The sequence below is a fragment of the Variovorax sp. 278MFTsu5.1 genome, from assembly GCF_048305045.1.
In the GTDB taxonomy this organism is placed as follows: domain Bacteria; phylum Pseudomonadota; class Gammaproteobacteria; order Burkholderiales; family Burkholderiaceae_C; genus Variovorax; species Variovorax guangxiensis.
Window position 1 is genome coordinate 5,893,839 of record NZ_CP157622.1, and the last position, 18,169, is coordinate 5,912,007.

Here is an 18,169-nt window from a genome sequence, read left to right on the forward strand (position 1 = left end):
ACACGAATCGCGCCCTCGGCGAACCCCCGAGGTATCCCTAGCACGAGGCACTGATTCCTCTCTGGAAATCGCACCGCGCGCGATGCGCACGAGAGGCCGCTGCGATGCGTGTCGAACGGCCTCTCGCGCATCGCATCAAGGAACAGAAATGGATGGAGGAATTTCGATGATTCGCGCGTGATGGTTGCGCGCCATTTTTCGATGCACGCATCGGCTCTTGGGATGTCCCTCGATGGCTTCGCGATGCGCGTCGCGCGCGGCCGATGCTCTTCCGATCGGCTCTGGCAGGGGGAACTTTCACCCCATGACGGGACCCTGTCCGACAGGGAAAAAATTGACCCAGGTCAAGAAACGCAAAAATCGCGTTTGCCCTCGTCTAGGGTAAACCCTAAAATTCAGGGTAATCCCTTCGGTCTTTCCGATTCAGTTTCAGATTCTTTTTTTGGAGCCATCAAATGAGCCACACGACCCTGAATTCCAACGCGCTGCGTGCCCCGTCTTCTTCCTCGGCCGCCGGCAACGTCATGCGCGAGCTGTTCGCGGTGATGCCCATCGTGATCTTCTACAAGGCCGCTCGCGCCGCGCTGATGCAGCGTCGCTCGTCGTTCGTGCAACGCTGATCCGCCGCACGCAGCAGCCAGGCAATCCCCGCAAGGAGCGCGCGCGAGTCACTCGCCGCGCTCTTTTTCCTTGGGGCCTTCGAACGGGACGATCTGCGCGATCAGCGCGGGCCCGTCGCTCAGCAGGAACTCCTTGAAGGCCTGCGCCACCGGCGGCAGCCGCTTGCTGCGGCGATGCACCACGTACCAGTTGAGCATCAGCGGAAATCCCTGCACGTCGAGCACGCAGAGGCTGCCGGCGCGCAGCTCCTGGCTCACGGTGTGGGCCGACACGAAACTCACGCCCATGCCCGCGATCACCGCCTGCTTGATGGTCTCGGTGCTGCGTATCTCCATCGCGACGTTGATGCCGCTCAGGTCGCCGCCGAAGCCGTCCTCCATCGAGTGCCAGGTGTCGGACGCCTTCTCGCGTACCACGAAGGGCTCGCGCATCAGCCGCGCCCGCGGGATGTTTCTCTCTCGCGCCAGCGGATGACCGGGCGCCGCGACGATCACGTAAGGGTGCGGCGCAAAGGGCTGGTTGACGGTGTCCAGGTCGGTGGGCGGGCGCACCATGATCGCGAGATCCGTAAGGTTCTCCGCGATGTGGGTCAGCAGCTCCGCGCGGTTGTGGACCGTGAAGTTCAGCGTCACGCCCTGGTGGCGGCTCGCGAACTCGACCAGCAGGCGCGGAAAGAAGTAGTCGCCCGCGCTGATCACGCCCACGTTGAGCTTGCCGCCCGAGACGCCCTTGAACTGCATCATCGCGTGCTCGGCCGCCTCGAACTGCTGGATGATCGCGCGGCTGATCTGCAGCAGCTCGGTGCCCGCGGGCGTGAGGTAGATCTTCTTGCCGAACTGCTCGAAGAGCGCGTTGTCCGCATGCTCCTCGAGCTTGCGCACCTGCGTGGAGACGGCGGGCTGCGTGAGGTGCAGTTCCTCGGCCGCGCGCGAGAAGCTCAGCAGCCGCGCCACCGCCTCGAAGACCTTCATCTGGCGCAGGGTCGCGTGTTTCATCGCAGGGCCTTCGAAGCTGGGGGCGCTCAGCGCGGTATTCGGGCGACGTGCAGCAGGTTGGTGGTGCCCGACTGCCCGAAGGGCAGGCCCGCCACCACCACCACGTCGTCCCCCTCCTTCGCGAAGCCCTCGGTGCGCGCCGTGCGGCATGCGCAGTCGATCATCTCCGCCACGTCGTGCACGTCGTCGACCAGCACCGCGTGCACGCCCCAGACCATCGCCATGCGCCGCGCTGCGGCCACGTCGGGCGTGAGGCTCAGGATGGGCACCGCCGGGCGCTCGCGCGCCGCGCGAAGGCTCGTGAAGCCCGACGACGTGTAGGTCACGGTGGCGGCCGGCGCGAGCAGCGAGGCCACCTGGCGCATCGAGGCGCACACCGCGTCGGCCGTGGTGGAAAGCGCCGCATCGTGCGTGGCGTCGATGCCCGTGCGGTACGACGGATCGGCCTCCACGCGCGCGATGATGCGGTCCATCATCGCGACCGCCTCCAGAGGGTACTTGCCCGAGGCCGACTCGGCCGAGAGCATCACCGCGTCGACGCCGTCGTACACGGCGGTCGCCACGTCCGACACCTCGGCGCGCGTGGGTACCGGCGAGACGATCATCGATTCGAGCATCTGCGTCGCCACCACCACGGGCTTGCCGCGCTTGCGGCATGAACGCACGATCAGCCGCTGAAGCTCCGGCACCTGCTCGGGCGGCAGCTCCACGCCGAGGTCGCCGCGCGCCACCATGATGCCGTCGCACAGCGCGACGATGGCATCCAGGTGCTCGATGGCAGCGGGCTTCTCCAGCTTGGCCATGATCCAGGCACGCGAGCCGATGATGGCGCGCGCCTCCTCGATGTCCTCGGGCCGCTGCACGAAGGAGAGCGCGACCCAGTCCACGCCCATCGAGAGCCCGAAGGCCAGGTCGTCGCGGTCCTTGGGCGTGAGCGGAGAGATCGGCAGCAGCACGCTGGGCACGTTGACGCCCTTGCGGTCGGAGATGTCCCCGCCGACCAGCACCGTGGTTTCGGCGAAGTCGGGGCCATGGCTGTCCACGCGCAGGCGCAGCTTGCCGTCGTCGAGCAGCAGCTCGGTGCCGTTGTGCAGCGCGGCGAAGATTTCCGGGTGCGGCAGCGGCGCACGGCGTGCATTGCCACTGGCCTGGTTCATGTCGAGCCGGAAACGCGCGCCCGCGTCGAGATGCGCGCGTCCGCCCTCGAAGGTGCCCAGCCTCAGCTTGGGCCCCTGCAGGTCGAGCAGGATGCCGATGGGCCGGCCGTGCTCCTTCTCGAGCCGGCGGATGGTCTCGATGCGGCGCGCATGGTCGTGCTGCGTGCCGTGGCTCAGGTTCAGCCGGAACACGTCCACGCCGCGCCCGAACAGCGCGCGGATGGCCTGCTCGTCGGTGGTGGCCGGGCCGAGGGTTGCGACGATCTTGGCGCTGCGCGTGCGTCTCATCGAACGCCTCCGGTACCGAGGGCATGGCTCCCTCTCCCCTCGGGGAGAGGGTTGGGGTGAGGGCTGGCGGCGCTGGTCGAGGCAGGGCTTGTGCGAGGGCCGTCACTCTCACCCCTGCCCTCTCCCCGAGGGGAGAGGGAGAAACACCGTCCGCTCATGCCGCGATCTCGTCGAGCTTCACCCGGCCACGCTGGTCTTCCATGGTGCGCGCGAGCAGCTTCACAAGGCTGTAGACGGTGTCGATGTGCGGCGTCGGCGTTTCGGTGAGCCGTGCCAGCTCGACCACGGCGCCGACCAGCGCGTCAATCTCGGGCGCGCGGCCCGCTTCCACGTCCTGCAGCATCGAGGTCTTGTGCTTGCCGACCTTCTCCGCGCCCGCGATGCGCTTTTCCAGCGTCACGCGGAACTCGATGCCGAGCTTGTGCGCGACGGCCTGGGCCTCGCGCATCATTGCCGCGGCGAGCTCGCGCGAAGGCGGATACTGGCAGATGTCCACGAGCGTGGAATGCGCTAGGCTGCTGATCGGGTTGAAGGTGAGGTTGCCCCACAGCTTGAGCCAGATCTCGGCGCGGATGTTGTCGAGCACCGGCGCCTTGAAACCCGCGCCGGTGAAGCAGGCCGACACGCGCGCGACGCGCTCGCTGGCCGAGCCGTCGAGCTCGCCCACCGGGAAGCGGTCGCCCTCGATGTGCCTGACCACGCCGGGCGCGATGAGCTCCGAGGCCGGATACACCACGCAGCCGATCACCCGCTGCGCTGGGATCTTCGCCGCGAGCGTTCCCGATGGGTCGACGCTGCGCACCGGCGTGCCTTCGAGCGTGCCGCCATGCTTGTGGAAGTACCAGTACGGGATGCCGTTCTGCATGGTCACGACCACCGTGTCCGGCCCGAAGAGCTTCGGCACGTCGTTGGCCACGGCCTCGACCTGGTGGGCCTTCATCGCGAGCACCACGATGTCCTGCGGGCCCGCCTCGTCGTAGCGGTCGGTGGCCTTCACGTTGCGCGCCACCTGTTCCTCGCCTTCGGCCGAGACCAGCCTGATGCCGTTGCGGCCTATGGCTTCGAGGTTGGCGCCCCGCACGATGAACGTGACGTCCTCGCCGGCCAGCGCGAGTTTCGCGCCGACCAGTCCGCCGATGGCGCCTGCGCCGATGATTGCAATCTTCATGTCGTCGATCCCCAAGAGTTGAATTCCTTGCGCGACCCTTCGGCTGCGTTCAGCCGAAGCGGTTGCTGAGCTTTCCGATGCCGCCGATCTCGATCTCGACGAGGCTGCCGGGCTTCATGGAGCCGACGCCGATCGAGGTGCCGCAGAGGATCACGTCGCCGCGATGCAGCGTCATGTCCTGCGAGATGAGGCTCACGAGCTGCTGCACCGAAAAGCGCATGTCGCTGATCGGGTAGTTCTGGCGCTGCTCGCCGTTGAGCGTGGTGGTCACGGTGAGCGTGGCGGGATCGAGGCCGGTGGCCACCACCGGGCCCATGGGGCAGAAGGTGTCGAAGCCCTTGGCGCGCACCCACTGCGCGAAGGACGCGTCGCGGTTGAGGATGTCGGCCACGGTGACGTCGTTGGCGCAGGTGTAACCGAACACGTGGTCGAGCGCGTCGGCTTCGGAGACGGCGGTGGCGGTCTTGCCGATGACGATGCCGAGCTCGCCCTCGAACACCACCTTGCCGTCGCACAGCGGCTTGCGGATGGGCGCGCCGGGCGCGAGGTACGAGTTGGGCGTCTTCAGCAGGTACAGCGGCTCGGCCGGCACCGGCAGGCTCAGCTTGGCGCCCAGCGCGTGGAAGTTGTTCCACAGCGCGATCACCTTGGTCGGCTCGGTGGGCGTGAGCAGCTGCAGCCCCGCGAGCGCGAACACGCGGCCCGTGGGCTCGGAGCTGCCGAACATGTCGCCCTGCCGCTCGTGCACGGCGTCGCCCTCGAGCGTGCCGAAGCCGATGCCGCCCGCGTGCTCGAAGCGGACCCATTTCTTCATCTGCTGCTGTTCCATGTTGTTGTCGTCTTTCTGGATGTTGAGGATTCGGGTCCGCCGCCGTTCGATCGGTCAGTCGAACGGGAGGTAGTCGGGCACCACGAGCGAGGCGAGCAGCTTCCCCATGTCCGCCGGATTGCGCGTGACGTGGATGCCGCACTCCTTCATCACCGCGAGCTTTTCCTGCGCCGTGCCGCGGCCTCCGGAGACGATGGCGCCCGCATGGCCCATGCGCTTGCCGGGCGGTGCGCTGGCGCCGGCGATGAAGCCGACCACGGGCTTGGTCATGTGGTCGCGTATCCAGCGCGCGCATTGCTCCTCGGCGTCGCCGCCGATCTCGCCGACCATGATCACGGCGTCGGTGCGCGGGTCGTCGTTGAACATCTTCAGCACGTCGATGTGCCGCAGCCCGCCGACCGGGTCGCCGCCGATGCCCACCACCGTCGACTGCCCGATGCCGAAGCTCGCCAGCTGGCTCGCGGCCTCGTAGGTCAGCGTGCCGGAGCGCGAGACGACGCCGATGCGCCCGCGCTGGTGGATGTGGCCGGGCATGATGCCGATCTTGATCTCGCCGGGCGTGATGAGCCCCGGGCAGTTGGGCCCCAGCAGCAGCGTCTTGCGGCCCTGCATGCGGTGGCGCGTGCGGATCATGTCGCGCACCGGAATGCCCTCGGTGATGCAGATGACGAGGTCGAGTTCGGCATCGACGGCCTCATCGATGGCGGCGGCCGCGAAGGCCGGCGGCACGTAGATCACCGAGACCGTCGCGCCGGTCTCGGCCTTGGCTTCCTTCACCGTGCCGAAGATCGGGATGCCCGCCATCGACTGGCCGCCCTTCATCGGATTCACGCCCGCCACGAAGCAGTGCCTGCCGTTGCCGTATTCGAGGCAGGCCTGCGTGTGGAACTGGCCCGTCCTGCCGGTGATGCCCTGCGTGATGACGCGGGTGTGCTTGTCGATCAGGATGGACATGCGGCAATCTCCATCGGCTGTTGCTGGAAACAGGAGCGGTTCATCGCGGGCGCTCCCAGTTGCTGGCCGCGCCGATGGCGCGCTGCGCGGCCTCGGCCATGTCGTCGGCGTTGATGATCGACAGGCCCGACTGCGCGAGGATGGTCCGGCCCAGGTCCTCGTTGGTGCCTTTCATGCGCACGATCAGCGGCACCTTGAGGCCGGTCTCGCGCACCGCGTCGACCACGCCGTGCGCGATCACGTCGCACTTCATGATCCCGCCGAAGATGTTGACCAGCACGGCCTTGAGCCTCGGGTTGCGCAGCATCAGCCGCACGGCCTCGGCCACCTTGTCGGCCGTCGCGCCGCCGCCCACGTCGAGGAAGTTGGCGGGCTCGCCGCCGTAGAGCTTGATGGCGTCCATCGTCGCCATCGCGAGGCCCGCACCGTTGACCAGGCAGCCGATGTCGCCGTAGAGCGCGATGTACGAGAGCCCGGCGTCCGAGGCCTCGATCTCCACCGGGTCTTCCTCGTCGAGGTCGCGCATCGCGACGATGTCGGGCTGGCGGAAGAGCGCGTTGTCGTCGAAGTCGAACTTGGCGTCGAGTGCGATCACGCGGCCGTCGCGGGTGAGTACCAGCGGGTTGATCTCGGCCAGCGAGGCGTCGCTGCCGTCGAAGGCCTGCCAGAGGTTCTGCATCAGCACGCGCGCCTGCACCACCGCGCGGTCGGCAATGCCGATGCGTCGCGCGATGCCGTCCGCCTCGGCCACGCCGAGGCCGGTGTCGGGGTTGATGAAGAGCCGGTGGATCTTCTCGGGCGTGCGCGCGGCCACTTCCTCGATGTCCATGCCGCCTTCGCTCGAAGCCATCAGCGCCACGCGCTGCGAATTGCGGTCGACCACGAAGCCCAGGTAGAGCTCCTTGTCGATCTCCACGCTTTCTTCCACCAGCAGTTGCTTCACCACGCGGCCCTCGGGGCCGGTTTGCGGCGTCTGCAGCGTCATGCCGAGCATCTGGCCGGCGTGGCGCCGCACCTCGTCCACCGACCAGGCCGGCTTCACGCCGCCGCCCTGGCCGCGGCCGCCCGCGTGGATTTGCGCCTTGACCACCCAGGCGCGCCCGCCGATGCGGCTGGCGGCCTCGGCGGCCTCGTCGGGCGAGCGGCAGACGAAGCCGCGAGGCGTTGCCACGCCGTATTGGCGCAGCACTTCCTTGCCCTGGTATTCGTGGATGTTCATGGCCGCAATTGCACGGAATCGTTAATTGGAATTCAGGCGCCAAGCTCGACGCCGTGGCTTTCAGCCCAATTGAAATAGCTCGACGAAGCCATTTCGCGCTTGCGGTGGATTTCCTTCTTCTGCTCGATGGCCACGGCGAGGAATTCCGCGTCGTAGGCCTTCAGCAGGTGCGGCTGCTCGGTCTTCAGGTAATGGCCGATGCGCGTATTGGCGTCCTCGCCCAGGCCCATCAGGCGGTCATAGGTCTCGCCGTCCCAGTGCCAGCGCAGCCCCAGCTCGAAGAAGGCGGCGTTGTAGGCATTGCGCTCGATCTCGTCGCGCCAGTATTGGATGGGTGACTGGTTTTCCATGATCTTCTCCTTGAATGAATGCCGGATCGATGAATAAGATGGGCAATTCCGGCGAGTTCAAAATGTAGAAGCGATGGACGATAAATAAAAATCAAATGAATTTATAAAAACCATTCATTGCAGGTTATGGGTGGAAATTCCGAAATTCCAGCCAGATCGACAACCGGCAATTGATTCGAATCCGGGCGCGCAGGCGCCCTCCGCGTTACCCGCGAACAGGCAGCGCGCCAGGAAAAAGGAAAACGGCAAGAGGCGGCGGCCCGCGCCGCCGGGCCTCAGATCACGCGTTCGGCCCGCAGGGTCGCCAGGGCGTCCGCGTCGTAACCGAGTTGCCTGAGCACTTCCTCGGTGTGTTCGCCGAGCAGCGGCGAGCGCGTCACCACCGTCGGGCTGTCGGACATCTTGATGGGGTTGCCCACCGTCAGGTATTTGCCGCGCACCGGGTGGTCGACCTCGACGATGGTGCCGGTCTCGCGCAGCGACTCGTCCGCGGCGATCTCCTTCATCGAGAGGATCGGTCCGCACGGAATGTCGTACTCGTTGAGGATGTCCATGGCCTCGAACTTGGTCTTGGTCATGGTCCACTGCTCGATGCGCGCGAAGATCGGCTTCAGGTGCAGCAATCGCGCCGCCGGCGTGGCGTAGGCCTCGTCGGTGATCCAGCCTTCCTCGCCGATGACCTTGCACACCGCCGGCCACACGGCCGCCTGCGTGATGAAGTAGATGTAGGCGTTGGGGTCGGTCTCCCAGCCCTTGCACTTGAGGATGGAGCCGGGCTGGCCGCCGCCCGATGCGTTGCCCGCGCGCGGCACTGCGTCGCCGAACTTGCCGTCGGGGTACTGCGGGTACTCGTGCATGGTGCCGGTGCGCTCCAGCCGCTGCTGGTCGCGCATCTTCACGCGGCACAGGTTGAGCACCGCGTCCTGCATCGGCGCGAGCACCTGCTGGCCACGCCCGGTGCTGTTGCGCTGGAAGAGCGCCGCGAGAATGCCCAGCGCCAGGTGCAGGCCGGTGCCGCTGTCGCCGATCTGCGCGCCGGTCACGAGCGGCGGGCCGTCCTCGAAGCCGGTGGTGGAGGCCGCGCCGCCCGCGCACTGGGCCACGTTCTCGTAGACCTTGCAGTGCTCGTACTTGCCGGGGCCGAAGCCCTTGACCGAGGCGACGATCATGCGCGGGTTGAGCTTCTGGATGTGGGCCCATGTGATGCCCATGCGGTCGAGCGCGCCGGGCGCGAAGTTCTCGACCAGCACGTCGCAGGTCTTGATGAGGCTGTCGAGAACCTCCTTGCCCTTGGGGTTCTTGGTATCCAGCGTGATCGAGCGCTTGTTGTGGTTCAGCATCGTGAAGTAGAGGCTGTCCGCGCCGGGAATGTCGCGCAGCTGGCCGCGCGTGGCGTCGCCTTCGCCGGCGCGCTCGACCTTGATCACGTCGGCGCCGAACCAGGCCAGAAGCTGGGTGCAGGTGGGGCCCGACTGCACGTGGGTGAAGTCGAGGATGCGCACGCCCTCGAGTGCTTGGCTCATTGACTGTCTCCTTCTCTGATCATCGTGGCTTCGACTTCTACCAGACGGGCGCGGAGTTTGCGCTCCTCGGCGAAGCGGGCTGTCTCGTCGCGCACGATGGCGACGATGCCCGTGACTTGGTGATCGGCGGAGAACAGCATCGAAACCGTGAAGGCGATCGAAAGGGTGCGACCGTCCTTGTGCAGCGCGGGAACGCGCAGCAGGTCGGCGCCGTACTTGGTGACGCCGGTTTCCATGGTCTTGTGGTAGCCGTCCCAGTGCCGCTGGCGCTGCCTCTGCGGAATGATCAGGTCGAGAGACTGGCCGAGTGCCTCGGCCTCGCTGAAGCCGAAGATGCGTTCGGCGGCGCGGTTCCACAGCGTGATCGCGCCCTGCGCGTCGCACACCATGATCGCATCGCCGGCGCCTTCGACGAGCTGCTTGAAATCGACATTCGCTTGCATGTGAACCTCCGGCGCTTCGTTCAATCCAGGCCAGGCTCCCGCAGCAGCCTCCCCCAGTTCCAGGGACACCTCGGAACCGGCTCCGCCGGGCCGCAGGTGTCGCCCCCTGGAGGGGGTTGGCGCTGCCACACGAAGTGGGCAAGCCTGGGGGTGGGCTTCTACACCGCCTTGGCGGCGTGCAGGCCGGCGATCTGATCCTGGCTGTAGCCGAGCTCCGCCAGCACTTCGTCGGTGTGCTCGCCCAGCAGGGGCGACGCGGTGACTTCGGGCTTGAGGTCAGAGAACTTGATCGGGCTGCCGATGGTCCAGTAGCTGCCGCGCTCCTTGTGCGGGACTTCGACGATCGAGCCGCTCTTGCGCAGCGACTCGTCGTGCAGCAGTTCCTTCATCGAGAGCACCGGGGCGCACGGAATGTCGTACTTGCGGAAGATGTCCACCGCCTCGAACTTGGTCTTGTCCTTGATGAAGTCCTCGATGGTGGCGAAGATCTGCTCGATGTGCGGCTGGCGGGCCTTGGCCGTCATGTAGTCGGGGTCGGTCTTCCACTCGGGCTTGCCCAGCGCCTCGCAGATCGGCTCCCAGGCGTGGCCCTGCACCGTGAAGTAGATGTACGCGTTGGGGTCGGTCTGCCAGCCCTTGCACTTCAGGATCCAGCCGGGCTGGCCGCCGCCGCCGGCATTGCCGCCGCGCGGCACGACCTTGTCGGCGAACGCACCCATCTCGTGCGGGTACTGCGGGTATTCCTCGAGGTAGCCCACGCTGTCCAGGCGCTGCTGGTCGCGCATCTTCACGCGGCACAGGTTGAGCACGGCGTCCTGCATCGAGCAGGCCACCTTCTGGCCCTTGCCGGTCTGCTGGCGGCCGATGATGGCCGTCAGGATGCCGATGGCCAGGTGCATGCCGGTGTTGGAGTCGCCCAGCGCCGCAGCCGAGATGGTCGGCACGGAATTGCCGCCCTTCCACCAGCCGGTGGTGGAGGCAGCGCCGCCGGCGCACTGCGCCACGTTCTCGTACACCTTCAGGTCCTCGTAGTGGTGGCCTTCGCTGAAGCCCTTGACCGAGGCGACGATCATCTTGGGGTTGAGCTCCTGGATGCGCTCCCAGGTGAAGCCCATGCGGTCGAGCGCGCCGGGGCCGAAGTTTTCCACCAGCACGTCGGATTCGCGGATCAGCTTCTCCAGCACGGCCTTGCCCTCGGGCTTCTTCGTGTCCAGCGTGATCGAACGCTTGTTGCTGTTGAGCATGGTGAAGTAGAGCGCGTCGACGTCGGGGATGTCGCGCAGCTGCGAGCGCGTCACGTCGCCCGCGCCGGGACGCTCCACCTTGATCACGTCGGCGCCGAACCAGGCCAGCATCTGCGTGCATGCGGGACCGGCCTGCACGTGCGTGAAGTCGATGATCTTGATGCCGTTGAGGGGCTTGTTGCTCATTGGGATATCTCCTTGAATGAAACGGAACGCGGGTTACTTCTTCTTCGCCGTGGCGGGGTTCAGGCTCGTGATGCGGCCGCTCTCGGTGCCCGCCGTCTCGTCGATGACGGCGTTGATGAGGGTCGGGCGGCCCGAGGCGACGGCCTCGGCCAGGGCCTTCTGCAGCTCGTCGGCGGTGGTGGCGTTCACGCCCACGCCGCCGAAGGCTTCCATCAGCTTGTCGTAGCGCGCGTTCTTGACGAACACGGTGGGCGCCACGTCGCTCGTGCCGCTGGGGTTCACGTCGGTGCCGCGGTAGACGCCGTTGTTGTTGAAGACGATCACGCAGACCGGCAGGTTGTAGCGGCAGATGGTTTCCACCTCCATGCCGCTGAAGCCGAAGGCGCTGTCGCCCTCGATGGCGATCACCGGCTTGCCCGTGACCACGGCCGCGGCCACGGAGAAGCCCATGCCGATGCCCATGATCCCCCAGGTGCCCACGTCCAGGCGCTTGCGCGGCTCGTACATGTCGACGATGCTGCGCGCGAAGTCCAGCGTGTTGGCGCCCTCGTTGACGACGATGGCGTCGGGCCGCGCCTTCACCTGGTCGCGGATCACGCTCAGCGCGCTGTGGAAGTTCATCGGCGAGGGCCGCGCGGCCAGCGTGGCGGCCATCTTCGACAGGTTCTTGTCCTTGCGCTCGGCGATGGCGCCGGTCCATTCGGCCGGCGGCTTGGCCCACTTGGCGTCGATGCCAGCCAGCAGCGCGGCCACGCAGGAGCCGATGTCGCCGATCACCGGCGCCTCGATGGCGACATTGCTGTCGATCTCGGTCGGGGCGATGTCGATCTGGATGAAGCGCTTGGCGCCCTTCTCTTGAGCCCAAGTCTTGCCCTTGCCGTGCGAGAGCAGCCAGTTCAGGCGCGCGCCGATCAGCACCACCACGTCGGCTTCCTGCAGCACGTAGGAGCGCGCGGCCGATGCCGACTGCGCGTGCGTGTCGGGCAGCAGGCCCTTGGCCATGGACATCGGCAGGTAGGGAATACCCGTCTTCTCGACCAGCGCGCGGATGTCGGCGTCGGCCTGCGCGTAGGCGGCACCCTTGCCGAGCAGGATCAGCGGACGCTTGGCGCCCTTGAGCAGCTCGAGGGCGCGGTTCACCGCGTCGGCAGCGGGGATCTGGCGCGGCGCGGCGTCCACCACCTTGATGAGCGAGGCCTTGCCGGCGGCCGCTTCCATGGTCTGCGCGAAGAGCTTGGCCGGCAGGTCGAGGTAGACGCCGCCCGGACGGCCCGAGAGCGCGGCGCGGATGGCGCGCGCGATGCCCACGCCGATGTCCTGCGCGTGCAGCACGCGGAAGGCGGCCTTGCACAGCGGCTTGGCGATGGCCAGCTGGTCCATCTCCTCGTAGTCGCCCTGCTGCAGGTCGACGATCTCGCGCTCGCTGGAGCCGCTGATGAGGATCATCGGGAAGCAGTTGGTGGTGGCGTTGGCAAGCGCGGTCAGGCCGTTGAGGAAGCCGGGCGCCGACACGGTCAGGCAGATGCCGGGCTTCTGCGTGAGGAAGCCGGCTGCCGCCGCCGCGTTGCCGGCGTGCTGCTCGTGGCGGAAGGAGATCACGCGCAGCCCTTCGGCCTGGGCCATGCGCGTGAGGTCGGTGATCGGGATGCCGGGCAGGCCGAAGATGGTGTCGATGCCGTTGAGCTTGAGGGCATCGATGACGAGGTGGAAGCCGTCGATGGTCTCGCCCTCGGGCGCGTTGTCTTCCGTCACGCTCTTGAGCGCGCGCACCACCGCGTCGCCGTCGGCGTCACGGGTTTTCGCGGACTTGAGGGCTTCGCTCAGCGTGGTGGTCGCCTCTTTCTCTGTTCTGACTGAAGACATGTCTCTCCTTCTGCATGGGTGAATGGCCGAGGCCCGAGCCGCGACTATGATTCGGGCCAAACTTTCGGCCGTTGACCTCGGTCAACTTTCCCGAAAACGGCGCCGGCCCCGATGACCGGCGCCGGCAGCGAAATCGAGCAAGACGGTGACCATGACGACGTTGGAAAACCATCCGGAGAAGAACATCATTCGCGCCCAGCTGCGGCAGAACGTGCTTCTCAAGGACCTGAGCGAAGCCGACCGCGCGGAGCTCGAGGCGCACCTGGTCATCGTGGACGGCAACAAGGGCGAGTTCCTGCTGCACCAGGGCGTGCGGGAGATGGAGCAGTACTTCATCCTCGACGGCATCCTCAAGCGGGTGGTGAGCAACCCGGAGGGCAAGGAAATGATCCTGCGCTTCGCCGACGAGAACGACATGGAGACGAGCTACGCCGCGCTGCGGCTGGGCACGCCCACGCCCTACGGCATCGTCTGCGTGACCAAGGCGCGGGTGGCGAGCCTGCCGCTGAAGGAGTGGATCGCCTTCTTGAACAGGCATCCCGAGACCAAGGAACTGTTCGAGTTCCTCGTGATGCGCGGCATGAGCGAGATCATGGCGCACACGATCACGCTGCACCTGCTCGACGCGGCCGGGCGCGTGCACCGCTTCATGCGCAAGCACCCGGAGCTGGAAGACCGGATTCCGAGCAAGGAACTGGCTTCGTATCTGAATCTCTCGGCGGAAACCCTTAGCCGGCTGCGCAAGCGCGGGAAGATCTGAGTCTGTCTTGGCATTGGTTCCCTCTCCCGCTTGCGGGAGAGGGTCAGGGTGAGGTGAGGGTGCGGCGGCTTCCATCGCAGCACCATTGGTAAGTTCCAGCGCCCTTCCCTCACCCCAGCCCTCTCCCGCACACGGGAGAGGGAGCAAGACCGAATACAGAGCCCGGCGCTCAGGTCTGCTTCGCCGAAGCAAAGCGCCGCGTGCTGGCCATCAGCCTCAGCTGGTTGTGCACGCCGCTCACGCCCGAGACCTCAGCCGCGACAGCCTCGGCCTGCGCCCGCTCGTCGGAATTCAGCACGATTCCGCGCAGCAGCAGTTCGCCATGATTCGCGGTGATCGTCACGTTGATGTCCCGCGTCGCCTCGTGCTCCTTCAGCGCCGCGCGCACGCGCGCCTCCAGCGCCATGTTGGCAAGCAGCGCACGCGAGGCCGGTGTCTCCGCGAACTCGGGGCGGTTCACCATCAGCCTGATCTGCTCCACGCAGCTTTCCACCGACAGCCGGTCGGTGTTGAGCACCAGGTCGTAGAGCACCGGGTCGCCCCAGGTCACGCCGAACTGCGCGTGCATGCGGGCGGCGTGCGCCTGGTCGCTGCGGCGGATCTCGGCTTCGGCGAACTCGGCGTCGTCGGTCTCGAGGTCGCCCATCAGCCACTCGACGCGCTTCTTCATCGAGCGCGTGATGCGCACGCACGCCACGTGCGGCACCGGCCGCAGCAGGCAGGTGGCGCCCCAGCCGCGCAGCACCACGTTGCCGCGGTCGGCCAGCGCGAAGAGTTCTTCGGCGGTGTAGAGCGCCACGCTGCGCCGGTCGGTGGTGAGGCGCTCCACCAGGCCTGCCTTGCCGCTGCGCAGCCGGCCGATGAGGCTGGTGGAGACCTGCATGCGGTCCGCGACGTGCTCGATGACCTCGTGGCGCATCACGGCGAGGCCCAGCGTCTCGGCGAGTTTCAGCGAAACATCCTTCGCGAGGGAACCCATCTCCTGGGTCAGTGCGATCACTGGCATGTGCTGGCCTCCTTCGTCAATCCACCGGCCGTTCGACGGCGAACTCGTCGGCCTTCTTCGGCTTCCTGACGAAGGCCAGCGCCTTGGAGATCAGCGGCCAGAACAGCAGCACCAGCGCCAGCGTGGTGATGGTGCCCACCAGCGGGTTGGAGAACATCACCATCACGTCGCCCTGCGACACCAGCATGGCCTGGCGGAAGGAGTCTTCCGCCTTGTCGCCGAGCACCAGCGCCAGCACCAGCGGCGCGAGCGGGAAGTCGAGCTTCTTGAAGAGATAGCCCAGCACGCCGAAGCCGAGCATGAACCAGATGTCAAGCATCGCGTTGTGCACGGTGTAGGCGCCGATGGCGCAGATCACGATGATCACCGGCGCGATGATCGAGAACGGAATGCGCAGGATCGATGCGAAGAGCGGCACGGTGCTCAGCACCACGATCAGCCCGACGATGTTGCCTAGGTACATGCTGGCGATGAGGCCCCAGACGAAGTCCTTCTGCTCCACGAAGAGCAGCGGCCCGGGCTGCAGGCCCCAGATCAGCAGGCCGCCCAGCAGCACCGCGGCGGTGGGCGAGCCGGGAATGCCCAGCGCCAGCATCGGCAGCAGCGCGCTGGTGCCGGCGGCGTGCGCGGCGGTCTCGGGCGCGACCACGCCCTCGGTCTCGCCGGTGCCGAACTTCGCGCCCTTCTTCGACATCTTCTTGGCGAGGCCGTAGGCCATGAAGGAAGCCGGCGTGGCACCGCCGGGCGTGATGCCCATCCAGATGCCGATGAGCGAGCTGCGGATGGAGGTCATCCAGTACCTGGGCAGCTGCTTCCAGGTCTGCCACACCACCTTCGGATCGATCTTGGCGCTCTTGCCGGAGAACTTCAGGCCCTCTTCCATCGACAGCAGGATCTCGCCGATACCGAACAGGCCGATCACCGCGATCAGGAAGTCGAAGCCGCGCATCAGCTCGGGCTGGCCGAAGGTCAGGCGCAGCTGGCCGGTGACGGTGTCCATGCCCACGCTGGCGAGCGCGAAGCCCAGCGCCATCGACGCGAGGATCTTGAAGGGCGAGCCCTTGCCCATGCCGACGAAGCTGCAGAAGGTCAGCAGGTACACCGCGAAGAACTCGGGCGAGCCGAACTTGAGCGCGAACTTCGCGACCAGCGGCGCGAGGAAGGTGATCATCACCACCGCGAGGAACGCGCCCACGAAGGAGGACGTGAACGCGGTGGTGAGCGCCGCGCCCGCCTGCCCGTTCTGCGCCATCGGGTAGCCGTCGAAGGTGGTGGCCACCGACCATGGCTCGCCCGGTATGTTGAACAGGATCGAGGTGATGGCCCCGCCGAAGAGCGCTCCCCAGTAGATGCACGACAGCATGATGATGGCCGAGGTCGGCGACATCGTGAAGGTGAGCGGCAGCAGGATCGCCACGCCATTGGCGCCGCCGAGCCCCGGCAGCACGCCGATCAGCACGCCGAGGATGATGCCGAGGAACATCAGGCCGATGTTCATCGGCGAGAGGATCACGTAGAAGCCCTGCATCAGGGCACTGATTTCTTCCATTTCGCTTGTGCTCCTTGGTTCGGGTTCAGTAGCCGAGGAATCGAAGCGGATCGAGCGCGCCCTTGAACAGCGGCACCTTGAACCAGACCTCGAACATGCAGAAGAAGAGCGCGTTCACGGCCAGCGCGGCGAACACGCTCTTGAACCACGCGTACTTGCCCAGCACCATCATGAAGAGCGCGATGTAGATCGCCGACGCCACGTAGATGCCGAGGAAGGAAATCGCCAGCACGTAGACCGTGGCGGGCACGAGCACCGACAGCACGCGCCTGAGCTGCACCGAGTCGACGAAGACCGCAGTGTTGCGGTTCTTGCCAAGCAGCGACTGGTAGAGGATGCCGGCGCCCGAGATCGTGATGATCACGCCGATGAAGAACGGGAAGTAGCCCGCGCCGGGGCCGTCGGTGGTCCAGCCAGCGCCGAGCTTGCGCGCCTCGAAGACCACCACCAGGCCGATGACCAGCAGCGCCACGGCCACCGCCGCTTCTACGAGGTGGGTGGAGATGCCCGTGCGCGCCGGGCCCCCGGATGATTCGTCGTGCTCCATGGAGCCCCCATCGTGGTTGTTTGAAAAAGGAGGAATCGGCGTGCGCCCGCGGCGCACGCGCCCGCTGCCGCGGGGCGCGGCAGTCGGTCGTCGGCGGTCTGCCCGCCTACTTGTTGCTCGCGAGGAAGCCCGCGTCGGACATCAGCGTGCGGTGCGTGGTCTCGGCCTCGGCGAGCCACTTCGCGAAGGCGTCGCCGGTCATGAAGGTCGGGTTGAAGGCGCCCTTCTCCATGTACTCCTTCCACTCCGGCGTGGCCGCCACCTTGGTCAGCAGGTCCTTGTAGAAGGCGAGCTGGTCGGGCGTGACGCCGGGCGGCATGAAGATGCCGCGCAGCATCGTGTACCTGGTCGGCACGCCCGCTTCCTTGCAGGTGGGGATGTCGTTCCACGACTGTGTGTCGGTGACCTTGGCCTTGAAGGGCATGCGCTCGTCGTCGAACACGCACAGCGCGCGCAGCTTGCCCGCGCGCCATTGCGCCACCGCCTCGATCGGGTTGTTCACCGTCGACTGCACGTGCCCGCCCACCAGCTGCACCGCCACCTCGCCGCCGCCCTTGAACGGCACGTAGATGAATTTGGTGCCAGTGGCCTTCTCGAGCGCGACCGTGATGATCTGGTCTTCCTGCTTCGAGCCGGTGCCGGCCATCTTGAACTTGTTCGGCCCCGCGGTCTTCACCGCCGCGACGTACTCGCCCGCGCTCTTGTAGGGCTCGGAGGCGTTGGTCCACAGCACGAACTGGTCGAGCGCCAGCATCGCGACCGGCGTCATGTCCTTCCAGTTGAAGGGCACGCCCGTGGCCATCGGCGTGGTGAACAGGTTCGACAGCGAGATGACGATCTTGTGCGGATCGCCCTTTGCCTCCTTCACCGCCAGGAAGCCCTCGGCGCCCGCGCCGCCGGACTTGTTGACGACGATCAGCGGCTCCTTCATCAGCTTGTATTTGATGACGATGCCCTGCAGCAGCCGCCCCATCTGGTCGGCGCCCCCGCCGGTGCCGGCGGGAATCACGAACTCCACCGGCTTGGTGGGTTCCCATGCGAAGGCAGGCGCGGCACCGGTCGCCAGCGCCATCGCGGCGGTTGTCGTGGCAAGAACGGCAGTCGCGCGGCTCAGAACATTCAAGGCGATCTTCTTCATCAGGTTGTCTCCTGTGTAGTGATTTCGCTCTTTTTTGTTCTTGAATCTGAGCAGAGATGCGAACGGGCACGATGGTGCGCGCCAGCGATTCGAGGCGGCTTGATCGCGGTCAACTTTTTGCAGATTTCGTATCGGGGTAAGCCCGCGCTGGCGATGCGCGAGGGGCCGGGCGCGGCCCCGGCCGGGGCTGTCATCGCGAACCCTATAAAATCGCGGGCGCACCGCAGCTCGCCGCTTCGTGCATCCCCATCCGGTCTTCGTAGTTCAATGGATAGAACGGGGTCCTCCTAAGACTCAGATACAGGTTCGATTCCTGTCGAAGGCACCAC

At 66.6% G+C, this 18,169-nt stretch carries 17 protein-coding genes and 1 tRNA gene; 3 read left to right on the top strand and 15 right to left on the bottom strand.

Translation table 11 applies throughout. The annotated features are described in order from the left end of the window. Positions 1 to 455 precede the first annotated feature (455 nt). Positions 456 to 620: a hypothetical protein gene (locus tag ABL844_RS27420; RefSeq protein ID WP_165909669.1), complete on the top strand. Its 165-nt coding sequence runs from the start codon at positions 456 to 458 to the stop codon at positions 618 to 620. Between the two features lie 48 nt (positions 621 to 668). Here ABL844_RS27420 and ABL844_RS27425 read toward each other — a convergent pair whose 3' ends face one another. The 11 genes from ABL844_RS27425 to oxc form a co-directional block, all read right to left on the bottom strand. After that, positions 669 to 1,616, bottom strand: coding sequence for a LysR family transcriptional regulator (locus ABL844_RS27425; RefSeq protein WP_126023590.1), 948 nt, complete (start codon positions 1,614 to 1,616; stop codon positions 669 to 671). Positions 1,617 to 1,642: 26 nt separating this feature from the next. Then, positions 1,643 to 3,061: a pyruvate kinase gene (gene pyk / locus ABL844_RS27430; protein ID WP_418129648.1), complete on the bottom strand. Its 1,419-nt coding sequence runs from the start codon at positions 3,059 to 3,061 to the stop codon at positions 1,643 to 1,645. Positions 3,062 to 3,215: 154 nt separating this feature from the next. After that, entirely contained in the window at positions 3,216 to 4,229 is a 1,014-nt protein-coding gene (locus tag ABL844_RS27435; RefSeq protein ID WP_418129649.1) for a 2-dehydropantoate 2-reductase, read from the bottom strand. Between the two features lie 49 nt (positions 4,230 to 4,278). Next, entirely contained in the window at positions 4,279 to 5,058 is a 780-nt protein-coding gene (locus ABL844_RS27440) for a fumarylacetoacetate hydrolase family protein (protein ID WP_369660801.1), read from the bottom strand. A 54-nt stretch (positions 5,059 to 5,112) separates the two neighbouring features. After that, positions 5,113 to 6,012, bottom strand: a complete 900-nt coding sequence (sucD, locus tag ABL844_RS27445) for a succinate--CoA ligase subunit alpha (RefSeq protein ID WP_126023594.1) — start codon at positions 6,010 to 6,012, stop codon at positions 5,113 to 5,115. Between the two features lie 40 nt (positions 6,013 to 6,052). Beyond that, on the bottom strand, positions 6,053 to 7,231 hold the full coding sequence (sucC, locus tag ABL844_RS27450; RefSeq protein WP_418129650.1) for an ADP-forming succinate--CoA ligase subunit beta: 1,179 nt from the start codon (positions 7,229 to 7,231) through the stop codon (positions 6,053 to 6,055). Between the two features lie 32 nt (positions 7,232 to 7,263). Further along, positions 7,264 to 7,581 carry a hypothetical protein gene (locus ABL844_RS27455; RefSeq protein WP_369660798.1) on the bottom strand — a complete coding sequence of 106 codons (318 nt, stop codon included), beginning with the start codon at positions 7,579 to 7,581 and terminating at the stop codon, positions 7,264 to 7,266. Between the two features lie 275 nt (positions 7,582 to 7,856). Then, a complete protein-coding gene (frc, locus tag ABL844_RS27460) occupies positions 7,857 to 9,104 on the bottom strand; it encodes a formyl-CoA transferase (RefSeq protein ID WP_126023597.1) in 1,248 nt (415 codons plus the stop codon). Further along, on the bottom strand, positions 9,101 to 9,547 hold the full coding sequence (locus ABL844_RS27465) for a PAS domain-containing protein (protein WP_126023598.1): 447 nt from the start codon (positions 9,545 to 9,547) through the stop codon (positions 9,101 to 9,103). The genes frc (ABL844_RS27460) and ABL844_RS27465 overlap by 4 nt, the downstream gene beginning before the upstream one ends. 158 nt (positions 9,548 to 9,705) lie before the next feature. Next, positions 9,706 to 10,977 (bottom strand): formyl-CoA transferase, encoded by a 1,272-nt coding sequence (gene frc, locus ABL844_RS27470; protein ID WP_184640800.1) that lies wholly within the window; start codon positions 10,975 to 10,977, stop codon positions 9,706 to 9,708. Positions 10,978 to 11,010: 33 nt separating this feature from the next. Next, a complete protein-coding gene (gene oxc, locus ABL844_RS27475) occupies positions 11,011 to 12,840 on the bottom strand; it encodes an oxalyl-CoA decarboxylase (RefSeq protein ID WP_418122747.1) in 1,830 nt (609 codons plus the stop codon). A 151-nt stretch (positions 12,841 to 12,991) separates the two neighbouring features. Here oxc and ABL844_RS27480 point away from each other — a divergent pair, with 151 nt between their 5' ends. After that, positions 12,992 to 13,600 (top strand): Crp/Fnr family transcriptional regulator, encoded by a 609-nt coding sequence (locus ABL844_RS27480; protein ID WP_126023601.1) that lies wholly within the window; start codon positions 12,992 to 12,994, stop codon positions 13,598 to 13,600. A gap of 169 nt (positions 13,601 to 13,769) precedes the next feature. On the opposite strand, the gene ABL844_RS27485 is transcribed toward ABL844_RS27480, so the two are convergent. From ABL844_RS27485 to ABL844_RS27500, 4 genes are all read right to left on the bottom strand, one after another. Continuing rightward, on the bottom strand, positions 13,770 to 14,606 hold the full coding sequence (locus ABL844_RS27485) for a cytidylate kinase family protein (protein ID WP_126023602.1): 837 nt from the start codon (positions 14,604 to 14,606) through the stop codon (positions 13,770 to 13,772). 16 nt (positions 14,607 to 14,622) lie between these two features. After that, positions 14,623 to 16,155, bottom strand: coding sequence for a tripartite tricarboxylate transporter permease (locus ABL844_RS27490; RefSeq protein WP_126023603.1), 1,533 nt, complete (start codon positions 16,153 to 16,155; stop codon positions 14,623 to 14,625). A 25-nt stretch (positions 16,156 to 16,180) separates the two neighbouring features. After that, positions 16,181 to 16,702: a tripartite tricarboxylate transporter TctB family protein gene (locus tag ABL844_RS27495; RefSeq protein WP_126023604.1), complete on the bottom strand. Its 522-nt coding sequence runs from the start codon at positions 16,700 to 16,702 to the stop codon at positions 16,181 to 16,183. A 106-nt stretch (positions 16,703 to 16,808) separates the two neighbouring features. After that, on the bottom strand, positions 16,809 to 17,840 hold the full coding sequence (locus tag ABL844_RS27500) for a Bug family tripartite tricarboxylate transporter substrate binding protein (protein WP_126023605.1): 1,032 nt from the start codon (positions 17,838 to 17,840) through the stop codon (positions 16,809 to 16,811). Between the two features lie 253 nt (positions 17,841 to 18,093). On the opposite strand from ABL844_RS27500, the gene ABL844_RS27505 reads away from it, so the two are divergent. After that, positions 18,094 to 18,168 (top strand) — tRNA-Arg (locus ABL844_RS27505). Position 18,169: the final 1 nt, after the last annotated feature.

Excerpts from the sequence above, each read along its gene's own strand:
- ABL844_RS27420 (WP_165909669.1), top strand. The coding sequence starts at position 456 with ATGAGCCACACGACCCTGAATTCCAACGCGCTGCGTGCCCCGTCTTCT.
- ABL844_RS27425 (WP_126023590.1), bottom strand. The coding sequence starts at position 1,616 with ATGAAACACGCGACCCTGCGCCAGATGAAGGTCTTCGAGGCGGTGGCG.
- pyk (WP_418129648.1), bottom strand. The coding sequence starts at position 3,061 with ATGAGACGCACGCGCAGCGCCAAGATCGTCGCAACCCTCGGCCCGGCC.
- ABL844_RS27435 (WP_418129649.1), bottom strand. The coding sequence starts at position 4,229 with ATGAAGATTGCAATCATCGGCGCAGGCGCCATCGGCGGACTGGTCGGC.
- ABL844_RS27440 (WP_369660801.1), bottom strand. The coding sequence starts at position 5,058 with ATGGAACAGCAGCAGATGAAGAAATGGGTCCGCTTCGAGCACGCGGGC.
- sucD (WP_126023594.1), bottom strand. The coding sequence starts at position 6,012 with ATGTCCATCCTGATCGACAAGCACACCCGCGTCATCACGCAGGGCATC.
- sucC (WP_418129650.1), bottom strand. The coding sequence starts at position 7,231 with ATGAACATCCACGAATACCAGGGCAAGGAAGTGCTGCGCCAATACGGC.
- ABL844_RS27455 (WP_369660798.1), bottom strand. The coding sequence starts at position 7,581 with ATGGAAAACCAGTCACCCATCCAATACTGGCGCGACGAGATCGAGCGC.
- frc (WP_126023597.1), bottom strand. The coding sequence starts at position 9,104 with ATGAGCCAAGCACTCGAGGGCGTGCGCATCCTCGACTTCACCCACGTG.
- ABL844_RS27465 (WP_126023598.1), bottom strand. The coding sequence starts at position 9,547 with ATGCAAGCGAATGTCGATTTCAAGCAGCTCGTCGAAGGCGCCGGCGAT.
- frc (WP_184640800.1), bottom strand. The coding sequence starts at position 10,977 with ATGAGCAACAAGCCCCTCAACGGCATCAAGATCATCGACTTCACGCAC.
- oxc (WP_418122747.1), bottom strand. The coding sequence starts at position 12,840 with ATGTCTTCAGTCAGAACAGAGAAAGAGGCGACCACCACGCTGAGCGAA.
- ABL844_RS27480 (WP_126023601.1), top strand. The coding sequence starts at position 12,992 with ATGACGACGTTGGAAAACCATCCGGAGAAGAACATCATTCGCGCCCAG.
- ABL844_RS27485 (WP_126023602.1), bottom strand. The coding sequence starts at position 14,606 with ATGCCAGTGATCGCACTGACCCAGGAGATGGGTTCCCTCGCGAAGGAT.
- ABL844_RS27490 (WP_126023603.1), bottom strand. The coding sequence starts at position 16,155 with ATGGAAGAAATCAGTGCCCTGATGCAGGGCTTCTACGTGATCCTCTCG.
- ABL844_RS27495 (WP_126023604.1), bottom strand. The coding sequence starts at position 16,702 with ATGGAGCACGACGAATCATCCGGGGGCCCGGCGCGCACGGGCATCTCC.
- ABL844_RS27500 (WP_126023605.1), bottom strand. The coding sequence starts at position 17,840 with ATGAAGAAGATCGCCTTGAATGTTCTGAGCCGCGCGACTGCCGTTCTT.